The sequence below is a fragment of the Corynebacterium sp. c8Ua_99 genome, assembly GCF_039907185.1.
In the GTDB taxonomy this organism is placed as follows: domain Bacteria; phylum Actinomycetota; class Actinomycetes; order Mycobacteriales; family Mycobacteriaceae; genus Corynebacterium; species Corynebacterium jeikeium_D.
On the sequence record NZ_JASBOG010000006.1, the window covers coordinates 65,639 to 85,328 of the forward strand.

General features: G+C 60.1%; 15 protein-coding genes and 1 pseudogene. All 16 read right to left on the reverse strand.

What is annotated here, in order from left to right; translation table 11 throughout:
* Positions 1–11: 11 nt before the first annotated feature.
* Positions 12–347, reverse strand: a complete 336-nt coding sequence (locus QKE19_RS05040; RefSeq protein WP_347890506.1) for a hypothetical protein — start codon at positions 345–347, stop codon at positions 12–14.
* A 100-nt stretch (positions 348–447) separates the two neighbouring features.
* Positions 448–1,638: a hydroxymethylglutaryl-CoA synthase gene (locus QKE19_RS05045; protein WP_048731506.1), complete on the reverse strand. Its 1,191-nt coding sequence runs from the start codon at positions 1,636–1,638 to the stop codon at positions 448–450.
* 211 nt (positions 1,639–1,849) lie between these two features.
* Positions 1,850–2,905, reverse strand: a complete 1,056-nt coding sequence (locus tag QKE19_RS05050) for a hydroxymethylglutaryl-CoA reductase (protein WP_049190384.1) — start codon at positions 2,903–2,905, stop codon at positions 1,850–1,852.
* Positions 2,906–2,998: 93 nt separating this feature from the next.
* Positions 2,999–4,084 (reverse strand): phosphomevalonate kinase, encoded by a 1,086-nt coding sequence (locus QKE19_RS05055; protein ID WP_347890507.1) that lies wholly within the window; start codon positions 4,082–4,084, stop codon positions 2,999–3,001.
* A 12-nt stretch (positions 4,085–4,096) separates the two neighbouring features.
* Entirely contained in the window at positions 4,097–5,074 is a 978-nt protein-coding gene (gene mvaD, locus QKE19_RS05060; RefSeq protein ID WP_016422097.1) for a diphosphomevalonate decarboxylase, read from the reverse strand.
* Complete coding sequence (gene mvk, locus QKE19_RS05065; protein WP_101687816.1) at positions 5,071–6,096, reverse strand: mevalonate kinase; 1,026 nt, start codon at positions 6,094–6,096, stop codon at positions 5,071–5,073. The genes mvaD and mvk overlap by 4 nt, the downstream gene beginning before the upstream one ends.
* 4 nt (positions 6,097–6,100) lie before the next feature.
* Positions 6,101–6,757, reverse strand: coding sequence for an isopentenyl-diphosphate Delta-isomerase (gene idi, locus QKE19_RS05070; RefSeq protein ID WP_016422095.1), 657 nt, complete (start codon positions 6,755–6,757; stop codon positions 6,101–6,103).
* Positions 6,758–6,773: 16 nt separating this feature from the next.
* On the reverse strand, positions 6,774–8,117 hold the full coding sequence (gene glmM / locus QKE19_RS05075; RefSeq protein ID WP_347890509.1) for a phosphoglucosamine mutase: 1,344 nt from the start codon (positions 8,115–8,117) through the stop codon (positions 6,774–6,776).
* A 102-nt stretch (positions 8,118–8,219) separates the two neighbouring features.
* Positions 8,220–9,908 carry a VanW family protein gene (locus QKE19_RS05080; RefSeq protein ID WP_347890510.1) on the reverse strand — a complete coding sequence of 563 codons (1,689 nt, stop codon included), beginning with the start codon at positions 9,906–9,908 and terminating at the stop codon, positions 8,220–8,222.
* A 43-nt stretch (positions 9,909–9,951) separates the two neighbouring features.
* Positions 9,952–11,872, reverse strand: a pseudogene (locus QKE19_RS05085) (acyltransferase family protein).
* 219 nt (positions 11,873–12,091) lie between these two features.
* A complete protein-coding gene (rpsI, locus tag QKE19_RS05090; RefSeq protein ID WP_016422091.1) occupies positions 12,092–12,652 on the reverse strand; it encodes a 30S ribosomal protein S9 in 561 nt (186 codons plus the stop codon).
* Positions 12,649–13,092, reverse strand: a complete 444-nt coding sequence (rplM, locus tag QKE19_RS05095) for a 50S ribosomal protein L13 (protein ID WP_005509852.1) — start codon at positions 13,090–13,092, stop codon at positions 12,649–12,651. Before rplM ends, rpsI begins: the two co-directional genes overlap by 4 nt.
* 317 nt (positions 13,093–13,409) lie before the next feature.
* The gene (locus QKE19_RS05100; RefSeq protein ID WP_016422090.1) at positions 13,410–13,697 is read right to left on the reverse strand and encodes a WXG100 family type VII secretion target; all 288 of its coding nucleotides are present in this window, start codon (positions 13,695–13,697) and stop codon (positions 13,410–13,412) included.
* Positions 13,698–13,770: 73 nt separating this feature from the next.
* Positions 13,771–14,097, reverse strand: a complete 327-nt coding sequence (locus QKE19_RS05105) for a WXG100 family type VII secretion target (protein ID WP_005510029.1) — start codon at positions 14,095–14,097, stop codon at positions 13,771–13,773.
* 205 nt (positions 14,098–14,302) lie between these two features.
* Positions 14,303–15,691, reverse strand: a complete 1,389-nt coding sequence (locus QKE19_RS05110; protein ID WP_272707972.1) for a type VII secretion-associated protein — start codon at positions 15,689–15,691, stop codon at positions 14,303–14,305.
* Positions 15,691–19,518 (reverse strand): type VII secretion protein EccCa, encoded by a 3,828-nt coding sequence (gene eccCa, locus QKE19_RS05115; RefSeq protein ID WP_347890511.1) that lies wholly within the window; start codon positions 19,516–19,518, stop codon positions 15,691–15,693. Before eccCa ends, QKE19_RS05110 begins: the two co-directional genes overlap by 1 nt.
* Between the last annotated feature and the right edge of the window lie 172 nt (positions 19,519–19,690).

Consider the following 19,690-nt stretch of genomic DNA (forward strand, 5'->3'; position numbering starts at 1 on the left):
AACCCATGGCATCAGTCCACTACCTCAATTCCACCGAGGTCGGCGCTCCCGGCGCTGTCACAGCCTGCAAAGACACGCCACTGTTCCCGCACTGCCGGAGCATGATTGCCAAGTCCCGCGTACATCGATTGCCCGTGCTCACGCAGCCTCGCTGCCGCCTGCTGCAGACGGCGCCCCTGGGCGGCAAAACCCTGGCCACAATCTGCTGGGGAAATATCAGGAGCGCTTCCCCACCGCTCATGGCCTTCACGGCCGCGCTGCTCGATCTCTCGGGCAGCCGCTGTCACTGCATCTTCCGAAAAGTGCAGCAAGCCTCCGCCACTGCCTCCAGTAAAACGTGCGGACACGAAAAATCCCCTTCCCCGCGAAAAACAGTTCTTATTACTGTTAGGCGCGAAAAAAGAGGATTCGGTTCCGTCTAAGTACTAGCGCGGGTGCCCCCGGGGGCTAACGAGCGCGGTAGATGCGCTTACACCCCTCAACACCGGTGAAGCTGAATGGGCCGGTGCCAATCAGGGCGTCGTCTCCCAGGTTGGAGTACTCACCCGGATCTTCATGCGTCACCTGAGCGTGGCGGTAGTAGGTCGGATCATCGAGCTTCACGCGTTCAGCCAGTTCACGCGCATTATCTGCGGCGCGTAACTGGGACTCGTAGCCCTCGACCACATTGCCGGTGAGGAACTCAGCAACCGAGCCGGAACCGTAGGAGACAACAGCGACCTTCTTACCAGCCAGGTCCTTCTCGGTATCCAGCAGCGAGAGCAGGCCGAAGTAGGCCGATGCGGTGTAGGAGTTACCGATGATGCGGTTGTACTCGGTGGTTGGGCCGAGCTGGCGGGCCTCGTCCTCCGCGGTGAGCTCCACACCGTTATTGGCCGAAAGCTGCCGGTGCGCCTTGTAGGCCATCTTGGTAAACGGCTGGTGGTAGCTGAAGTAGTCAATCTCGCTGAAGTCCACACCGCCGCGGGCACGGTAGTCCTCGTAAGCACCCTGAACAGCGTCGATGTAAGCACTAATAGAGAGCTTGCCCTCCACCAACGCCTGGCTGCGGTGGTTCGGCCGCCAGAAGTCCATAACTTCGCGGGTAAAGACGCCCGAAGCCGCATCGATAGCCAGGATGCGCGGATTAGCGGTCACCAGCATGGCTACAGCACCTGCGCCCTGGGTCGGCTCCGCAGCGGAGTCCAGGTCATAGCGGGCAATGTCGGAGGCGACAACGATGACCTTCTCCTCCGGATTGCGGGCCACCAGAGCGCACGCGAACTGCAGCGCCGCGGTACCGGAGTAGCAAGCCTGCTTCAGCTCGACAGAGCGCGCGTGCGGGTCAAGACCGACCAACTCATGCACATAGACAGCAGCGGCCTTCGACTGGTCGATACCGGTCTCAGTGGCGAACATGATGGTGCGCACGCCGTCGATACCGTGGCGGTCGACGATCTTCTTCACCGCGGTCGCGGCCATCGTCACCGGATCTTCATCAGAGGCAACCACGCTGGAGCGTTCCTGCCCCAGGCCCTTGTGGTACTTTGCCGGTTCCGCTCCGAGTCGGGGCGCAATATCGGCGAGGTCAATGCAGTACGAACCCGTCGCAAAGGCGATGTCATCAATACCGATCGGGGTCACATTGCTTGTTGTCATCAAAACCGTGCCTTCACTACCTCTACAGATTTTTAAGAAATAACGGGCAACGAAACATCCCCCATGTCATCAGAACGGCCATCAGAGCAGTCATCAGACCACGGGATATTTTGCCCACAAAATGTTAATTGCCTACTACAGAAATCTAGCGCGTTTACCTGAGATTTGTCTTAGGTTTTGCGAATTGTCGCAAACGACTATTCACAAACCACTACTTCGCACGCTCGATAGAAACGTGCGCCTCCATCAGCTCACCCGGGTTCGTCTGTGCCGCGAGCAGGGAAAGCTCACCACACCAGACGATTGCCGCGCAGCACGCTGCTAGACGACGGGCATTCTCGCCCGGCTCACGGTCCTCCTTGCAGCCCAGCGCCGTGAGATTCTTCTCCACGAAGTCCAAGCCCTTGCCGTTGCCCACGGAACCGACGATCAAATGTGGCAGGGTGCAGCTAAAGCGCACGGAGCCGTCGTCAAGCGCCTCTACCTGCGTCAGCCCCTGCGAGCCTTCGACGATATTCGCAGCGTCCTGACCGGTAGCGAGGTAAAAGCCCAGCAGCATATTGGCGTAGTGCGCATTACCGCTGCGCAGCGAACCGGCCATGATGGAGCCGACGAGGTTCTTGCGTTCGTTGAGCTCAGCCAGGCGCTTGGCAGTTGTGCGCAGACGCTCGCGGACAACCGGCTCCGGAATGACGGCCTCGGCGATCACGTACTTACCGCGGCCCAGAATGCCGTTGACTGCGGAAGTCTTCTTATCGGTACAGAAGTTGCCCGAGATCGAGCCATAGCCCAACTCTGGCATCTGTTCCATCAGGTAGGACATCAAACGCTCAGACGCCAGCGTGGCCATGTTGTGGCCCGAGGCGTCACCGGAGAAGAAGTCAAAGCGGACAAAGAGAAGACGCGATGCGATCTGGAAGTGAATATCTACCAGCTTGGCAAAACGCGAGGAGGACTCCACGACCTTCTTCAGCTCGTCATAACGAGACAGGATGTTGTCGCGCGCAATGACGGCATCAGCTGCCGAGTCGAGAGTGAAAATCACCGATCGGGTCATCTTCTCACCGACGAAAGTGCAGGTAATGCCACCTTCGATCATGCGGGAGACCTTCGCACCGCGACCACACGACGGCCACAGCGGGGTCTCGTAAGTCGCCAGCGGAATCTTCACCTCGTCATTCATGACGTTGCCACTAATGCGCACCGGACCAATCCAGCTCAGCGGTACGTGTGCATATTCCAGGTCGTGCGAGCTCTTTTCAGCCATTGTCCTAAGCGACCCTTTCTAGCTGCATGCAGCTTCGGTTCCCAGCTTCTGTAAATTTCAGCTGTCTTAAATTCTACGGTCAAAAAACTGTGGTCAAAGTTGAGCGGCCAGCTTCAGCGGCAACGGCTGGATGCCAGCGGTTTGCCAGCGCGCGGTGATGTCCGCGGCAGTCTCCTCGGCATCGGCATCTTTTGAGACTCCCACCAGCGCGATTCCACAGTCACCACCACCGGAGCCACTGCTCTTGCCCGCGGCCCCCGCGCCATCGGCGATGTCGGCGAGCGCTTTCAGTTTCTCCGTCTCGATGCACACAGCACGCTCACGCTCATAGTCCTGCAGCAGCGTCCGATTCTCACGCAGGCAGGCAAACGCCGCCGTGTGGTCGCCGTCGGCAAGCGCCTGCCAGAGTCTTTCGCTTATCGACGAGACCCCGCGCACAAAATCACGGTCTGCGCCACCGGCCTTCTTCAACTGCGAGTCCGTCTTCACCGGACTGCCCGTCCAGCCGACCAACAGTTGTAGCCCACCGAGGTCGGTGCGGGCGTCAATGCGAAGATTCGGCCACGGTGCCGCCACGGCAGCGACAGGATCAGCCGCCACGAGCTCTGCGAGCGCCGTCGGATTCGGCCGGCGATAGAGCACCACCCCGCCGTGCGCGGAGCACGCGATATCGCCGCCGGAACCAGCTGCACCAGCCAGAAGCGTGGCCACCATCGCAATCTTGTACACGTCCAGTGAATCCAGCTCCAGACCTAGGTGCGTCCCCAGCGCACGAGTTACAGCCACAGCGACAGCCCCGGAGGATCCCAGGCCATACTTCGCACCACTGTCGGCGTCATCGAGGTCTGATTCAATGACGATATTGATGGGACTCTCTGGGATATTTTCCAGCTCACCCGCAGCAATGCGATAGACCAGGGAAATCGTATGGGTCGCGATGTCATCTGGTGCATCGATATCAATGGCACGCCCCTGCGGGCCGTAATAGCTGGAGTACACGCGAGAGACCGGCTGCGATGGTTCGGCACCGTGGCACCGAACCGTCACATAGCGGTTGACTCCTGCGATGACAGCCAGCCCCTCGACATCCATCACCGCATACTCACCAGTGAGGTACAGCTTGCCGCAGCCACGGCCGATGGACTCGCCTTCGATAGGTCCGCCTTTAGCGTTGCTCAACTACTCCCCCAGCTACACCAGGTAAGCGCCAGGGCCGGAACCGGAAACCAGCACGTCAATATCCTCGAACTCTGCGCGGAAACGATCCGCGATGTTCTCGGCATCGCCGCTGCGGCACAGCACCTTCACGTTCGGCCCGGCATCCATGGTGGCGTAACACTCGGTGCCCTCGTCACGCAGCGTAGCGACGAGATCGAGAGCCGCCACTGAATCCGGATTCCAGTAACGCACCGGAGGCAGAGCCCCCAGCATGGTGGCGTGCATGCGCATGGCGTTGGCCTCAGCGAGCTCACCGACCGCAGTGAAGTCCGCAGCGGCAATGGCGGCCTTCATGTCCTCGATATCACGAGGCACCTGCTCCACCCAGGCCGGGAAGAACGGTGATGTCTCGACCGTGCGACGCATGGCGGCACGGCTGTCAATCTTCTTGCGCCCCGGGGCCAAAACCGCCACGACCAGGGAGAGATCCAGGCCGGAATCCGGCAGAGCCACTGCGTGGCTGGAAGCATCGTCATCGCCGGGCAGCCACTCAACGAGGCCGCCGAAAATAGAGCGACAGGCCGAGCCCGAACCGCGACGGGCCAGAGCCGAGAGCTGTTCCGGGGTGTAGTCCAGGCCGTAGGCCTTCGCCGCGGCCAGCGCGAGAGCGCCAAAACCCGACGCGGACGAAGCCAGACCCGCACCCGTCGGAATCTCGTTGGTGCTGGTCACCTCTGCGAAGCTAGTGCTGCCCGCACGCTCGCGGACCAAATCCAAAAACTTCTGGACACGGGAGAGGTCCTTGCCCACCATCTCCTGGCCGTTCAGAGTGCCCGAGTCCGCGGTGACGCTGGGATCGTCGATAAGCGACACCGTGGTCGTCGTCGGAGCGATGCCCAGAGTAAGGGACAGCGAACCTGTGGCCGGTAGCTGCACGGCCTCATCGCGCTTGCCCCAGTATTTAATCAGGGCGATGTTGGGATGAGCGACGGCGGTAGCGGTCGTGGTCACGAGGGATTTACCTCCACAGTCCAAGTAGCAACGGCATTGGCGCCCATCATGGCATGGCTAATCAGTTCCGCGTGATCGGCGGACTCTGCCAGCGCCATCACACAGCCACCGCAACCGGCACCAGTGAGCTTTGCCCCGTGGGCACCTGCCAGTCGGGCGGCAGTGACGAGATCGGTAATGGACTCATGCCCAACACCTAGTTCCTCTAGCGCTTCCTGCGCCGAGTCCATGCGATGTCCCAGACGGGCAAAATCGCCCTTGGCCAGGTTGTGCACCGCGCCATCGGCCAGCTGCCCCAAGTGGTCCAGCAACTCTTGGCCGTGGACTCGGTGGGAATCGACGAAACCACGCACGCGGGCAACGGCCAGCGACGTCGAACCACGCACACCGGTATCCCCCAGCACTAGCCACATCTTCTTGGCCACCTTCAGCGGATGGAACTCACCCTGCTTGAAGTAAACCGGACGCGATGCGCGGGCAACCGTGGCATCCAGGCCAGAGGGGTTACCGTGCGCCAGACGCTCAGCTTCCTGCACCAGGTCAAAGCGCTGACGCTCGGTCAAAGTGCCATCGGCGAGGTCACGCACTGCGTCGATAAGCGCATGTGCCACTGCGGCAGAACCACCCAGCCCTGCGGCGGGCGGGATACCGGAGCGGAGACGAACCAGCAGGTCGCGTTCGGGAATACCGAAGGTGCGCAGGCCAGCGCGGAGTGCAGCGGCGATGGAGGCAAAGCGCTCCGGCAGCTCGTCGATGTCAATGACCTCGCCGTCCATGGAAAACAGGACTGGAGAATCCTCCACGCGGTCAATCCACGCCATCGTGCGCAGCGACGTCACCGGCAGTGCGATAGCCGGCTTGCCGTAGACGACAGAGTGCTCGCCCAACAAAATCGACTTGGCATGGCCTTCACCGAATGCGGCACCCTGTTCATTGGCCAGGGCATAGAACTCCCCGGTCTCCAATTCCTCGGACTTGTCGAGGCCGAAGTCGTCGACGCTGGCGTTTTCTACGCTGGTCACGAAGCTACACATCCTTTTCCGAAACCGACTGCGCGGCAGCCTGCGCCTCCGCTGGGCCATGGATACCCGGCACACCCGCAATGTCGAAACCGTACTTGGAGAACTTCTCCGCCCCGACACCCCAGACGTGGTTAAACCACTCCGTCATCGGTTCGTTCGCACGACGTTCTGCGAGCTCCTGCGGGGTCACGTACACCACTTCATCGACCTCATCGGGGTTGATATCCACCGACTTCGGATCGACGATGCCGGCGTACACGTGGTTGTACTCGTGCTCCGCCAATCCCGAACGATCATCGATGACCTGGTAGATAACAATGCCGATTTCCTCCAACTGGGAGACATCCGCACCGAGCTCTTCCTTCGCACGACGCTCAACGGCATCGGCCACCGGCTCCCCCGGCAGTGGGTGCGAGCAGGTCGCATTCGTCAGTAGCAGTGGTGAGTGATACTTCGACTCCGCACGGCGCTGCAGCAGCATGCGTCCCTGCTCATCGAAGAGGAAAAGAGAAAAAGCACGGTGCAAAATTCCCGGTGGAACGTGTGCTTCAAGCTTGCCGACGGTACCGAGAACCCGACCGTCACGATCGACCACCTCTACCTGGATGTCGGCTTCACCCGGGGCAAAGCGGGCTTTAATGTCCTCTGGCGCGTCATTCATTTCCACACTCCTGACTCTAGACTGCGGCCACAACCGCAGCTAACTCCCCGGCAATCTTGCGGGCCGATTCCGCATCGGCGGCCTCCACCATGACGCGGAAGAGCTCCTCGGTGCCGGACGGGCGCAACAGCACGCGACCGGTGGAACCCAGCTTCTCCTCGGCTGCATCGATGGCGGCCTTGACCTCATCAGACTCCAGAATTGCGGCCTTGTTGGACACCGGCACGTTGATAAGAGTCTGCGGCAGCACCTTCATTACGGAGGCCAGCTCAGCCAGAGACTTACCGGTGCGTGCCATCCGCGCCATGAGGTACAGACCCGTGAGGGTGCCGTCACCAGTGGTCGCATGATCCGGAATGACCACGTGTCCCGACTGCTCACCGCCGAGCGAGTAACCGCCAGCGTTCAAATCAGCCAGCACATAGCGGTCGCCGACCTTGGTGGTACGCAGGGCGATATCGTTTTCCTCCATCGCCAGCTTGAGGCCGAGGTTACTCATCACAGTGGCCACCAGCGTGTTGTGGTGCAGTAGCCCCTCTTCCTTCATGGCGACGGCCAGGATGGCCATGATTTGGTCACCATCGACGATGTTGCCCTGCGAGTCCACAGCCAGGCAGCGGTCGGCATCGCCATCGTGAGCCAGCCCCAGATCCGCGCCGTGCTCCAGCACTGCCGCGCGCAAAACCTCAATGTGGGTGGAACCGCAGTTGTCGTTGATGTTGTAGGAGTTCGGCTTGTCGTGAATAGCGACGACGTCGGCACCGGCGGCCGCGTACGCCATCGGGGCGGCCTGCGAAGCAGCACCATTTGCACAATCCACCACGATGCGAATGCCGTCGAGCTTGGTGCTGACCGCACGGGAGAGGTGGAACAGGTAGCGGTCGAGCCCGTCTGGGGCCTCCTCGATGACACGACCCACTCCGGTGCCCGTGGGGCCGGTCTCCGGCAGGTTGTGGAGAGCGTGTTCGATTTCCTTCTCCACCGCGTCGTCAAGCTTGGTGCCGCCCGCGGCGAAGAACTTGATGCCGTTGTCCGGCATGGGGTTGTGAGAAGCCGAAATCATCACACCCATGTCGGCACCGTAGTCGTCGGTGAGGAAAGCGACAGCCGGAGTGGGCAGCACGCCGACACGCAAAACGTCGACGCCCTGGGAAGCCATGCCGGCAGACAGCGCTGCGGCGAGCATCTCACCGGAGACACGCGGATCGCGGCCAACAATGGCCAGGGGACGACGCCCCGACGGATTCGTGCCGCTAGTCAGCACAGTGGCCGCAGCAGCACCCAGCCGCATTGCCAGCGGTGCGGTCAGAGTCTTATTCGCCAAACCGCGGACGCCATCAGTTCCGAAAAGACGTGCCATTGTTGCTAGACCACTCCTTGGGGGTTTTATGAGTTTTGGTATCGCGGACTATTGCATTGTCAATGCTGTATTACTTTAGCCGGTCGCGCAGGCGAATCCAGACTAGCCACAGGACACAATTGGCTGCGGGTCATAAACCGTAGTCTGAGTTTCACGCGATATTTCCGCGCCCGAGAGGTCCCGAATGACGCGTGTGTCGGAAGTGGTAAAGCCCTGCGCACCCGACGACGGCTGGCAAGAGCTGCCACTGACCTGCATACGCTGCGGTTGCGTGTATGCCCAACGGCCACCATTGATGGACTCGACGTTGACCTTCTTCACACCCTTGATGCGCACAGTGACGTCGGAGCCAGTAGTAACAGCCTCGATGAGAATCGGAGTGTCGGAACTGTTCTTAAACGCTAGGTCGATTGCGCCCTCGTACACCGTCGCCTCACGGCCGGCCGGGTAACGCGAAATGTAGTAACTGTGCGGGGTGTGCGCGACATCCTCCATGCCCGCAAAGTACGAAGCATTGTACAAAGTGGTGGCGAACTGGCTAATGCCACCGCCGACAGCCTTATCCGCATGGCCGTTGAGGATGATGCCCGACTCGACAAAACCCTGCGCAGTACCGCGCGGCCCCGTGTAGCCGTTCAGGCTGAATGTATCGCCCGGCGCCACGAATGCGCCGTTGACCATCTGCGACACCAGGGCAATGTTTGTTCCCGATGCCGAGCTGAAGCCACCGGTGGTGAACTCACCAATGACATCATCGAAGGTGGCACTTTCCGCTTGTTCGGTGGTGTAGGTGGCGGGCTTGTCCTCGTAGACCGCATCGAACTCGCGCTTATCCGTCGAAGTCACACGCTCGGCGAAGTCCTTCATAGTTTCATCCCACTTCACGGCTACGCCATCAACCGAGGGGACCACTTCACGCGCACCACCGCTAAAGCGTATCGACGCATTGCGCTTATCAACCTCGGAAGCAGCCAGCCCCTCCTCGAGGATCTCGCGTGCGCGGTCGACATTGATATCGGCGGCCAATCCACCGTCGCGCGGCACAAAGCTGATGATTTCAGCCATGCGCTCCGGCGGAATTACACCATCTTTGCCATCGCGGCCCTTGGCAACAATGGGGCCCGACACCGCATCGGCGGCCTCTCCTTCAGCTGCCTCACGGACCTGATCCTCACCGATAGCCGGGTCGTGCGCGGTGGTCTCTACATCGATGCCCTCCGGCGACAACCACTTGGCGGCCAAATCCCCGCTGACCGCATTGCGGTCGACATCTTGGCCGATGACCGGTGGAGTTGTTTCCACGCGGCCGTCGACAAGCTTGACCTCACCATCGACGGGAGCAATAGTCAGTTCGCCGACGAGACGGTCGACCTGCGGCTCGAACTTAGAGCTGTCGATATCGCTGACCAAATCCAGCTCACGGGTAGTAAAGAAACTGCGCACCCAGGTAACTGGGTTCGCCGTCTGCTTGCCCGCCTGCGCGACCGTCTTCTCCCAGTCGATGCTCAGCCCCGCGTCCTCGGGCAGAACCTCCGCCGTGCGTTCGCCGGCACGCAACGCCACTGGATGAGTGGAAAGATCACCGAGCTGCTCTTCGAGCTTCGCCTCAGCGTGATTCGCGCTCAGCGTGCTGATATCAATCCCCGCAACGGTCGACCCGCGCGGGACATGGTCCTTATTCAGCACGTAATCGACAGCGTAAAACACACCGAAGAGCGCGAAGATACCGAGGACGATGCCGAGGAAAATCTTTAATCCGCGGTGACTGGAGGAAGACTTTTGTTTGGCCACAGCCACTTACTTTACCGTGGAAACACTACTAACTAGATTTTTATTAGATTCCGCAGGTGTCCGGAATGCGTTTCTTGTTCTTCGCATACTGCTGGAAAGCATCGACCACGGCATTGGCATAGACCTCAGCGCCATCCGGGGTCGGGTGGATAAGGTCCGCGCGCAGCTTGGACACATCGTCACGCACACCATGGCACCAGTCAGCCACATAGACATTGTCGCGCTTCTTTGCCGCGTCGAGGACTTCCTTCTCCGACTGAGGCATCCACACGCGATCACCGTACGGGTTGATTAGGACAATGATGCGGTCGTCACCCAGCGAATCGAGAATCTCATCCAACAGGTGTTCGTCCGATGCCGCAGCCGACTGGTTGATACCAAGACCCAGCACAACGAATGGATCGAGCGTACCCGCCGCCTTCATACTGGCGATAATCTCCGGCGCGGCCGGATAACCACGGGAAACTGCCGCATCGATGTAGATGCCGGGCAGCTTCTCCTCCAACGCGGACGCCGAGGCGAGCATCACAGAGTCGCCGATAGCGGTGATCTGGTCACCACGCGGCATAACGCGCTTGGCCAACTCGGCTTCCTCCGCCTTCTGAGCCTGCGCACGGCGCTCAGCTGCCTCCTGTAGCTGTGCCTCCAAACGCGTCATCTTCGGCGCCGTAGCCATTCCCACAACTGCACCAACCACGACGACCAGCGCCAGCCCTGCTGCAACGCGCGGCTTCCAGGAACCGGCAAACTGCGTGCCCGAAAACTGCGCCATCCAACGGCGGTAACCCATCCGGCGAATTGGCGATTCCACATTCTTGTATGACCAGTTCGCCAAAAGCAGCGATAGCGCAATACCTGCGCAGGCAGCGAGGTTCTCATACTGCATGGCCTCACTGCGCTCCAACAGTTCGCGGATGAGCACGATGACCGGCCAGTGCCACAGGTACAGCGAGAAAGAAATCTTTCCCAGCCAGCACAGTGGCTTGAACTCAAAAATCTGACGCACGGGTGAGACACCGCGAACGACAAGATAGAGAATCGCCGCCGACAGCAACGGCGAACACCAACCCACCGCGGTAAGTCGCCGACGCGGTATCCGACATCATCAGCAAAACCAACGAAAGGAAGATCAGCGGCAGCGAGGCCACTACGAAAGCCTGGGCGGAACTGCCAAAGAAGTCCCGCAGCAGGGGTTCTGTGCGTGGCCAGGAGTCCGCTTCCGCGCGTGACGACGTCGACGTCAACCACAATGCGAGGGCCGCGCCAAACAGGAGTCCAAAGGCGTGAGTATCGGTGCCGTAGTAGACCCGCGTGGGGTCGACCTTCGGATCATAGAGCGAGACCATCCACACGAAAGAAGCAACCGCCCCAATGCCCGCCACTGCTGCCAGCTTGCGAGATGCCAGCTTCAGGGCGAGAAGAGCCACAAAGATCAATGGCCAGAGCAAGTAGAACTGCTCCTCCACCGACAGTGACCAGTAGTGCGCTAACAGCTGCACTCCGGAATCCGCGAAATAGGACTGAGAACCCGCAATCTGCGTCCAGTTATTGACGAAAAAGACCGTGCCGAGAAACTGCGTCGACAAGCCAACAGCGGGATCCCCGCCGACCAGACCTGCGACGGCGATGGAAATAAACAACACGAACATCGCAGCCGGAGCGATGCGGCGCAGTCGACGGAGCCAGAAGTCCTTTAGATCGATGCGCCCAGTGACCGCGCGTTCGCGCACCAGAAGCGAGGTGATAAGAAATCCGGAGAGCACGAAGAAGATATCCACACCGATGTAGCCACCGGGCAGCACATTATCGAAGTAGTGGTAGATCACCACTGTGGCAACGGCCAGACCGCGCAGCCCATCAATGCCTGGTACGCGTCGAATGCGGAAGGGATGCTTCGCCACCGACGACGAGCTAGAGGAGCTCTTCGCGTCGGAGGTCTTGGTGGCTGTGGTGCTCACCGCCATACGGTTTCCTTCTTCCCATCGCACTGCAATCGCACTTTCATCGCACTGCAATCGCACCGCGATAAACGATTCTCGCGGCAGTTTTTAACGGATAAAAGTCTAACGTACGGGGCTTGTCCCAAAAATGCAGCCATGCCTGGTCACTGCGGACTTTAACCAAAAAAGCACCTCGGCTTGCGTGTAATACGCAAACTGAGGTGCTTTTCGAAGCAGTAAAGCTTAACGCTTGGAGTACTGCGGTGCGCGACGGGCCTTGTGCAGACCAGCCTTCTTGCGCTCGACAGCACGAGCGTCGCGGGTGAGGAAGCCAGCCTTCTTGAGAACGCTGCGCTCCTCCGGGTTGAACTCGTTCAGGGCACGAGCAATAGCCAGGCGCAGAGCACCGGCCTGACCGGACGGGCCACCACCGTTGATGTTGGCCTTGATGTCGAACTGGCTCTCGCGCTCGACCAGGACCAGCGGATCCTTGATCTCCTGCTGGTGCAGCTTGTTCGGGAAGTAATCCTCGAGCTCGCGGCCGTTGCAGACAATCTTGCCGGAACCAGCGGTCAGAACGACGCGGGCGACAGCGCGCTTACGACGACCGACAGTCTGAATCGGACGATCCAGGGTCAGCGGTGCAGCCGGAGCAGCCTCAGCCTCGGTCTCGGTAGCAACTGCGTCGCCGATGGAAGAGGTGAACTCTTCAGTGGCAGCAGCAGCGGCAGCCTGAACATCATCGTAGGAAGCCTCGGTGGCCTCTACGTTCTGGTTCTCATTGACGTCCTGTGGGTTGGTCACTGTGCCACCGCCTTGATCTCGTAGTTTTCAGGCTTCTGACCGGCGAACGGGTGCTCGGAACCGGCGAAGACGTGCAGCTTCTTGATGGACGCACGCGAAAGCTTGTTGTGCGGCATCATGCCCTCAATAGCCTCAGCGATAACACGCTCCGGGTGAACCTCGAGGGAACGACCCAGGGTCATCGACTTCAGGCCACCCGGGAAGCCCGAGTGGCGGTAGCGCATCTCACGTTCCCGCTTGTTCGAGGAGACGTGCACCTTATCGGCGTTGATGATGATGACGTGGTCACCGCAGTCGACGTTAGGGGCGAAGTAAGCCTTGCCCTTACCGCGCAGCAAGTCTGCGGCGTGAGTAGCCAGACGGCCGAGAACAACGTCGGTAGCGTCGATGACGTACCACTTGCGCTCGATGTCACCGTCCTTCGGATGGAAAGTAGACAACATGACTCCTTTTAGGGTCCGTGTAGATTTGCCAGCCACCGTGCACACTGTTGTTATTCCCCGGCGGCCGGTGGAGACCCGAGGCAACATTCACGTGTGCGCACACAGTTTGACTACTCTACCTTGAGATGGCACTAGAACAAAAAATGCCAAAGCCAGTCTCAGCCGCAAACTGCTGAGACTGGCCTTTCCCCCCTGGAGTGCTGCTAGCAAGAGTACTTCAAAGGCAGATACCTAACTGAAGATCTCAATTGAGCAATGTCCTCCCCTCCCCCGGTTACATAGCTCAATCAAAAGTGCCTCAAGCAGGAACCAAGCTATCCCCAGCTAGCTGCCGCGCGGCGGTTAATATCCGCCATTCGCTGGCTACCTGCGCTGACCGTATCCGCGATAGTCGTGAGAATCATATTGAGCTCCTCCGCTGCTGTGTCCCATTCACGCTGAGCCTCCTGGTAAGAATCCGAAGAGTCACCCTCCCACGTAGAGACCATCGGCGCGATGCGCTTCTTCAAATCTCCGAGCAGCCCGTTGATGGTGCCAGAAGTGGACCGAATGTCATCGGCAGCACCGTCGATGCCGCCAAAACTGTACCTAATTGGTTGCATTAAGAACCCTTTCCCCAAAAGGTGATGTGTGTTGTGTGATTCAGTGTTGTGGTTGTGCGATTCGATAAAACGTTTAGAGGTTCAGCAACGACGCACCCGCTGCTGCCACCTGCTTGAACGACGACGCCCCCTCGTCCTCGCCCGCATCGAAGCTGCTGGAATTTGCGCGGATGTTATCCGCGATATCCGTCAGCGCATTGGATAGACGCATAGCTGCGTCATCCCAACGAAGCATCAGATCATCGAAGCTGTCTTTAGCCTGGCCCTTCCATTCCCCCGCCAGACCGTCCACGACGCCTCGAATGCGACCCAGCTCGCCCTGTACTTCCGAGTTGACGCCATCGACGTCCCCCGCGGTAGTGGTCATTTGATCTGATTCGGCTGCAAATAGGTTTGCCACTGTTTCCCCCTTATTCGTGTTGAGTGACTGATTAACGACGGCATTTTTACCTCCCCGCGCGAGCCAGCCAGCTTCCCGCGTTAAAAACCCGTCATATTGTTTGGCGCGAAAAACCCCGATTCGGTTCCATTTTGGTTTTCCAACCTTTACCCCTGCCTACCCCCCCCGCCCATCCCCTGGTCACCTTCTCTACGCCCCTTGCGTATTACGGCACCGGCCGAGCGCTTACTACTGCCTGGTCGCATACGGGTCGTACCGGCGCAATAGTCCTTCCTCTGAACTGGCACCCCACACTGACTTGAGTTCCGTCCATCACTTTGTGATGCCAGAGCACTATCGAATTACCTGACGGCAGCCGCTCCTCGACGACTACGACATCGGTGCCCAGTACTTGTCTGCGTTCCGGCGCGGACTTTGTCTCATCCCCGGCAACGGAGCTGCTCAAAGCGGCGGCTAGATGTTCAAGCGCCATGTCCTGCGAAAGCGGGCTAGCGAGCACCAAGACGCGCATATCTCCGCCATCCACCGCAATCAGACGGTCTAACGGACTTGCCGAGTCAAGCTCCCACCCGCCGGGAAACCGAGCTTCCACGCCCGCATTGGTCAGTTTGACTATTGGAGCAGAATCGGGAACCGGTTTCGATGTAGGTGGAGGCTTAGTTACAGGTGGCGTAGTAACAGGAGCAGCCTGTGCGTGCGACGTCTCACGCTGCTTCTGTCTTCCCTCGTTCTCGCTGGCTATGCCGCCACTAACGAGCCATGCAGCGATCCCAACAATCAGAACCACCAGCGTCAACAAACCAACGGCAGCTACTGACACAACTGTGCTTTGCTTCGACGCTGAGTTGACTTCTGCCCTGGCTGCAGGACGCCGCCCCGCGAAATCCTCCGACCGCTCCACTTCACCGACTTCAGCGTCGCCGATGTTTTTCAACCAGGCCGGATTTACGCACTCCCCGAGCCGCGAGGCTGGGCAGTCGAAGACTAGAAATCCACGGTCGCGCAGACGATCGACTAGTAGAGCTCGCCGCGGGTTCGCTAGCCCGGGTGGAACCTCGCCGACGATGAACTCAATATCCTCCTGCCAGCGGGGCGGATACTCGGTGATACCGCGCCCACCACTAACTTCCACATCATCGGGTATCCCCTGGGGCGCATCCGGATACATGGTCAGCTGATAAGCCAGCGCAATGACTGTTTCCACCAATGGTGCGCTGTCGTTCGCTCCGACCAAATGTGTCATCCGACTGGCAATGTGGCCCCCGCTCAGACGAGTGACACAGACACGCGTTTCCTCTACTTCCACCAACACGCTATGAGACACAGTTGCCTCATCGAGTTCCACAACGGCGTCGGCAAGCGTCAGGATGTACGGATTGAGTTCAGCAGCCAATAGCGCGGAGGCCAACCGGCACTGTCGCACAGCACCCCAATAGCTGGGCACAATGACTGTTTGCATGCTCTCGAGAAGCGGTCTAGGGCCATGCACCGCCGGTTCTGCGGTGTCTGCAGGTGCCGCGAGTCCCCACAGGTGCCAGGTGCCGTGGCGCAGCGTCGGGGTCTGGGTGGTGGAGGAAGATTCGACCCGAATCATCAACTGTCCTCCTGGTCACCAGCGGTATCCAACCACCCCAACTGCACAACCTGCGGACTCTGGCCGTGCGCCACCCAATAGCCACGACCCGGCGGCTGTTCGCAGGGTTTTACGCCGAGGATGGGGCCGTCATCACGTGTACCGTCCATGACAAAGACGCTGGCCCCCTGATCCTTAACCGCACCCATGACCGGGTCGTGGAGGGAACGCAACGCCCCGCTGATTCGACGGGCGAAAAAGATATTGAGCCCAATGTCGGCGGCGTGAGCGATGACTTCTGCCAGCGGCTGCAAGGGGTTACCCCGCGAGCCGGCCACGAGGTCATAGTCGTCCACGATGACATTGATGGTTGGACCACTCCACCAATTTCGGGCCTTCAACTGCGCTGGGGTGATATCCGGTTGCGGGAGACGAGCCTTCAGTACCTCTGCCAGCTCTGCCAGCATGGGTGTCGCCACCGCAGCCGAGCCCGCATAACCGGCCAGCCGCTCTTGGGGCACGGCCTCCATTAGCCCACGGCGGTAGTCGATTACGACGAATTTCGAGTCCGACTGCGAGTACCGCAACTGGTGAACGATACCCCTCAACGCGGCGGTTCTGCCACTGCCTGCCGAACCGAATATCAGCAGGTGACGATCCTTTTCTGGGTGGAATATCACCGCGCCCAGACCGGCTTCTTCGAGCCCCACTGCAATCGCACCTCTCGTCGCGGCCGCTGGTCGTGGCAAACGCGCAATATCAATCCGCCGCGGCAACAACTGGAGCTTTGGTGCCTGCTCACCGTGCGGCGCCGTCTCTGCAATCCGCTTGGTGTCCGCAGCACCGGTGAGAGCTACCAACATCGCAAACCCGCCCGGCGCGACTCCGCGTCCTGGGCTCTCCGGCACCAGCTCCGCCGCCTTACGATCAATCATTGAATCCATCGACTCCGCCTGCCGCAGCTCAATCCGAGTACCAATCAGGTCGCGAACGGCAGGTCTCATGTCCGTCCAGCGATAGGCCGTGAGCAGGACATGAATTCCCACCGCCAATCCATCTGCAACCAGCGCCTGCACATCGTCACTCAGCGCCGGAAACTCCGTTTTGAACGCACCCCAGCCGTCAATGACCAACACCGAATCCGGCTGTCCTGCCGCCCGTGCTACTTCCGGAGAGAGCCATCCATTAGTGCGAAAGAGCTGTTCCCGACGACTTACCTCACGACGCAAGAAACCAATCGTACGGCGAATAAGCTCCTCGTCTCCGCGGTGTGCAACCGACGCGACATGCGGCAACTCAGCCAGGTCGCTCAAGCCGCCCGCACCACAGTCGACGATATAAAAATGCAGGTCACGGGCGCTGATGCCGTCGGCAAGCGCGAGGATCGCTGTGCGTGCGGCAGTGGTCTTTCCTGACCGCGGCGCTCCGACGATTGCCATGTGCCCGCCGGTCGTGCGCAGGTCAATACGCAGTGGGTCCTGACGCTGAAACAGCGGCTTGTCCACCAGCCCAATCACACCGGTCAATCGCTGTCGCGGCAGCTGCTCGTCGGGCTGAAGCTCGATGGCCTCCGGTAGTGGCGGCAGCCACACCCGATGCGCACGTGTCGGTACGTGCGACACCGCTGCCACCACGGCACCGAGCACCGTCTGCTCCGATGTCTGCGCAGGCGGGTCCACCATTCCACCATCGCTTAACGACGCACCGAAAGCCTCCCGCGTCCAATTTTCAGCGGTAAATTCAGTGACAGCTGCGACCTGCCCCTGCAGCCTCTGCTCTGCCCCAGCCGTCGCACCGTCAATAGGCTGCGGACGGACCACCGGGCCGGAAACATACGCCGACCGAAACCGCACCGGTTCGGCGGCAGCAGATTTGATATACCCAATGCCCGGGATGGCCGGCAGATGATAGGCGTCCGGAACACCTAGCACGCTGCGGGACTCCGCGACGGAAAAGGTCTTCAACCCAATGCGATAGGAAAGATGGCTTTCCAGCCCGCGCAAGCGGCCTTCCTCCAGACGCTGACTGGCCAGCAGCAAATGCATGTGCAAACTGCGCCCCAACCGACCAATCGCAACGAAGAGCTCAGCAAACTCCGGGCGTGCGGAGAGCAGCTCTGAAAACTCATCCACCACAATCAGCAACGCGGGCATGGGTGGCGCATCTATCTGCCCAGCGCGCCGGGCTTGCTCATAATCGCTGACACCGGCGAAATTCCCTGCAGCGCGCAGCTGCTCTTGGCGCCGCGTCATCTCACCGCGCAGTGCGTCTTCCATGCGGTTGACCAGGATAAGCTCCTGCTCCAAGTTGGTAATCACCGCCGAGACATGAGGCAATTGATCCAGTCCCAGAAACGTCGCCCCGCCTTTGAAGTCCACCAGCACAAAGTTCAACTGATCCGGGCTGTGCGTAGCTGCGAGCCCTACCACGGTCGTTCGGAGGAATTCCGACTTACCCGACCCTGTGGCACCAACGCACAGACCGTGTGGCCCCATGCCGCCCTCAGCACTCTCCTTAAAATCCAGATAGACCGGAGCACCACCGTCATCAGCTCCAACAGGAATGCGCAGACGAGCACTGCCGTAGCGCGGTCGGTAGCGCAGAGTTGTCGGAGGCGGGTACAGCCCGAGCTCCTCCATGACCGGGTCTTCCGAGGTCTTAACAGAATCATCTGCGCTTGTTGGCACTTCAAAACGCGCCAAGCTCCGCCCAAGCACCTCCGCTTCTGCTGGACTCAGCTGATCAGGTACGCCAATCTCCTCCCGTCCGGACGCGGTTTCCGCATGCACAGCAGTAGTGGAAACAACCAGCGCGATGCCATGGTGAACCGCTGCCTCCCACAACGTTGACTGCGCTTCCACGACGGTCAGCAAAACTACCGAGGTCTCCGACCCCGCCGCGTCAAAAATCGGTGTCAGTTCAGTGACATCTAGCTGTCCGTTCGAATCCGTCAGCACAATCAGCACAGCAGCTGGCAGTGTGTCGATAGCCGTGAGCAGCTCAGTCAGCTGCACACACGTCGCCGCCCGCAACCGCGCTGGGCCACAGGCATCAGTAACTGCGGGGTGTCCGTGGTGTGGCGTCCATTTCAGCCATTCCCACTCATCTCCCACAACTGCAATCAGGCAATCCTCCGGATGATGCAGCGCAGCAGCTTGGGCGACCATCGCTCGAGCCAGCCCCTGCGCCGCGGTATCTCCAGTGAGCGCGATAATCTCAAAGGCCGACACATCTATGGCAAAGGGCACTCCCTCAACCTGACGAGCCGATCGAATAACTTCCCGCAGTGCTACGGCGGAAACCGGATCCAGTTTCTCGGGCGCCGGAATTGCCGGTGGTGTTACAGGCGTTGCGGGCTGCTGCGTTGCCACCCCGATGCGCAGCTGCAAGAAATCCGAGTCCCCCTTTCGACGCTCGCACGCCCGCCCCATCGCCCCCAGCTGCCACAGAGTTCCAGGCCGAGGGTGGATAAACTGCGCCGATTCACGCTGCATCCTCGCTGCTTTCGCCACCGCGCGGCGAATACTGGACAAATGCCTCTGATAGTCCTTCCGCGCCGGTGCCATGTCCTTATTTCCCGCCCCGCCCGACACCATCATGCCCACAGTGGAAAACACCATCATCAGCGGAAACATAAACGACATCGGGTTACGTCCCATCCCAGAGACAAACATCAACACCACCATGCCGACCACCGCCACGACCATGATTAACGGCATGAGTGCACGCATCAGCGGCACCGGCTGTGGCTCCGGCGCTTCTGGAGGCGCATCCGGCGCGATTGTGCCTGTCATAGGCTGCGGCCCCGCTTTTCGGGTAGCCGAAATCTCCGCCTGTGCACTAGTCACAAAAATCCCCCCGCTATGTGTCGCCCCTTGTGTTCACTCGACGGCCAATCCCCCGACCAATCGGTGTACGCATAGCTTAAATCACACTCCGGATTCTCGCAGCGCATGACCGAAACTGATAGCGGGGGCACGCGCAGTTACTACTCCGAGTAGCGCTCTAGCGAGTTGTACG

What these genes read in the sequence shown, in the direction of transcription:
- QKE19_RS05045 (WP_048731506.1), bottom strand. Translation starts at nt 1,638, where the DNA reads ATGACAACAAGCAATGTGACCCCGATCGGTATTGATGACATCGCCTTT.
- QKE19_RS05050 (WP_049190384.1), bottom strand. Translation starts at nt 2,905, where the DNA reads ATGGCTGAAAAGAGCTCGCACGACCTGGAATATGCACACGTACCGCTG.
- idi (WP_016422095.1), bottom strand. Translation starts at nt 6,757, where the DNA reads ATGAATGACGCGCCAGAGGACATTAAAGCCCGCTTTGCCCCGGGTGAA.
- glmM (WP_347890509.1), bottom strand. Translation starts at nt 8,117, where the DNA reads ATGGCACGTCTTTTCGGAACTGATGGCGTCCGCGGTTTGGCGAATAAG.
- QKE19_RS05100 (WP_016422090.1), bottom strand. Translation starts at nt 13,697, where the DNA reads ATGCAACCAATTAGGTACAGTTTTGGCGGCATCGACGGTGCTGCCGAT.
- QKE19_RS05110 (WP_272707972.1), bottom strand. Translation starts at nt 15,691, where the DNA reads ATGATTCGGGTCGAATCTTCCTCCACCACCCAGACCCCGACGCTGCGC.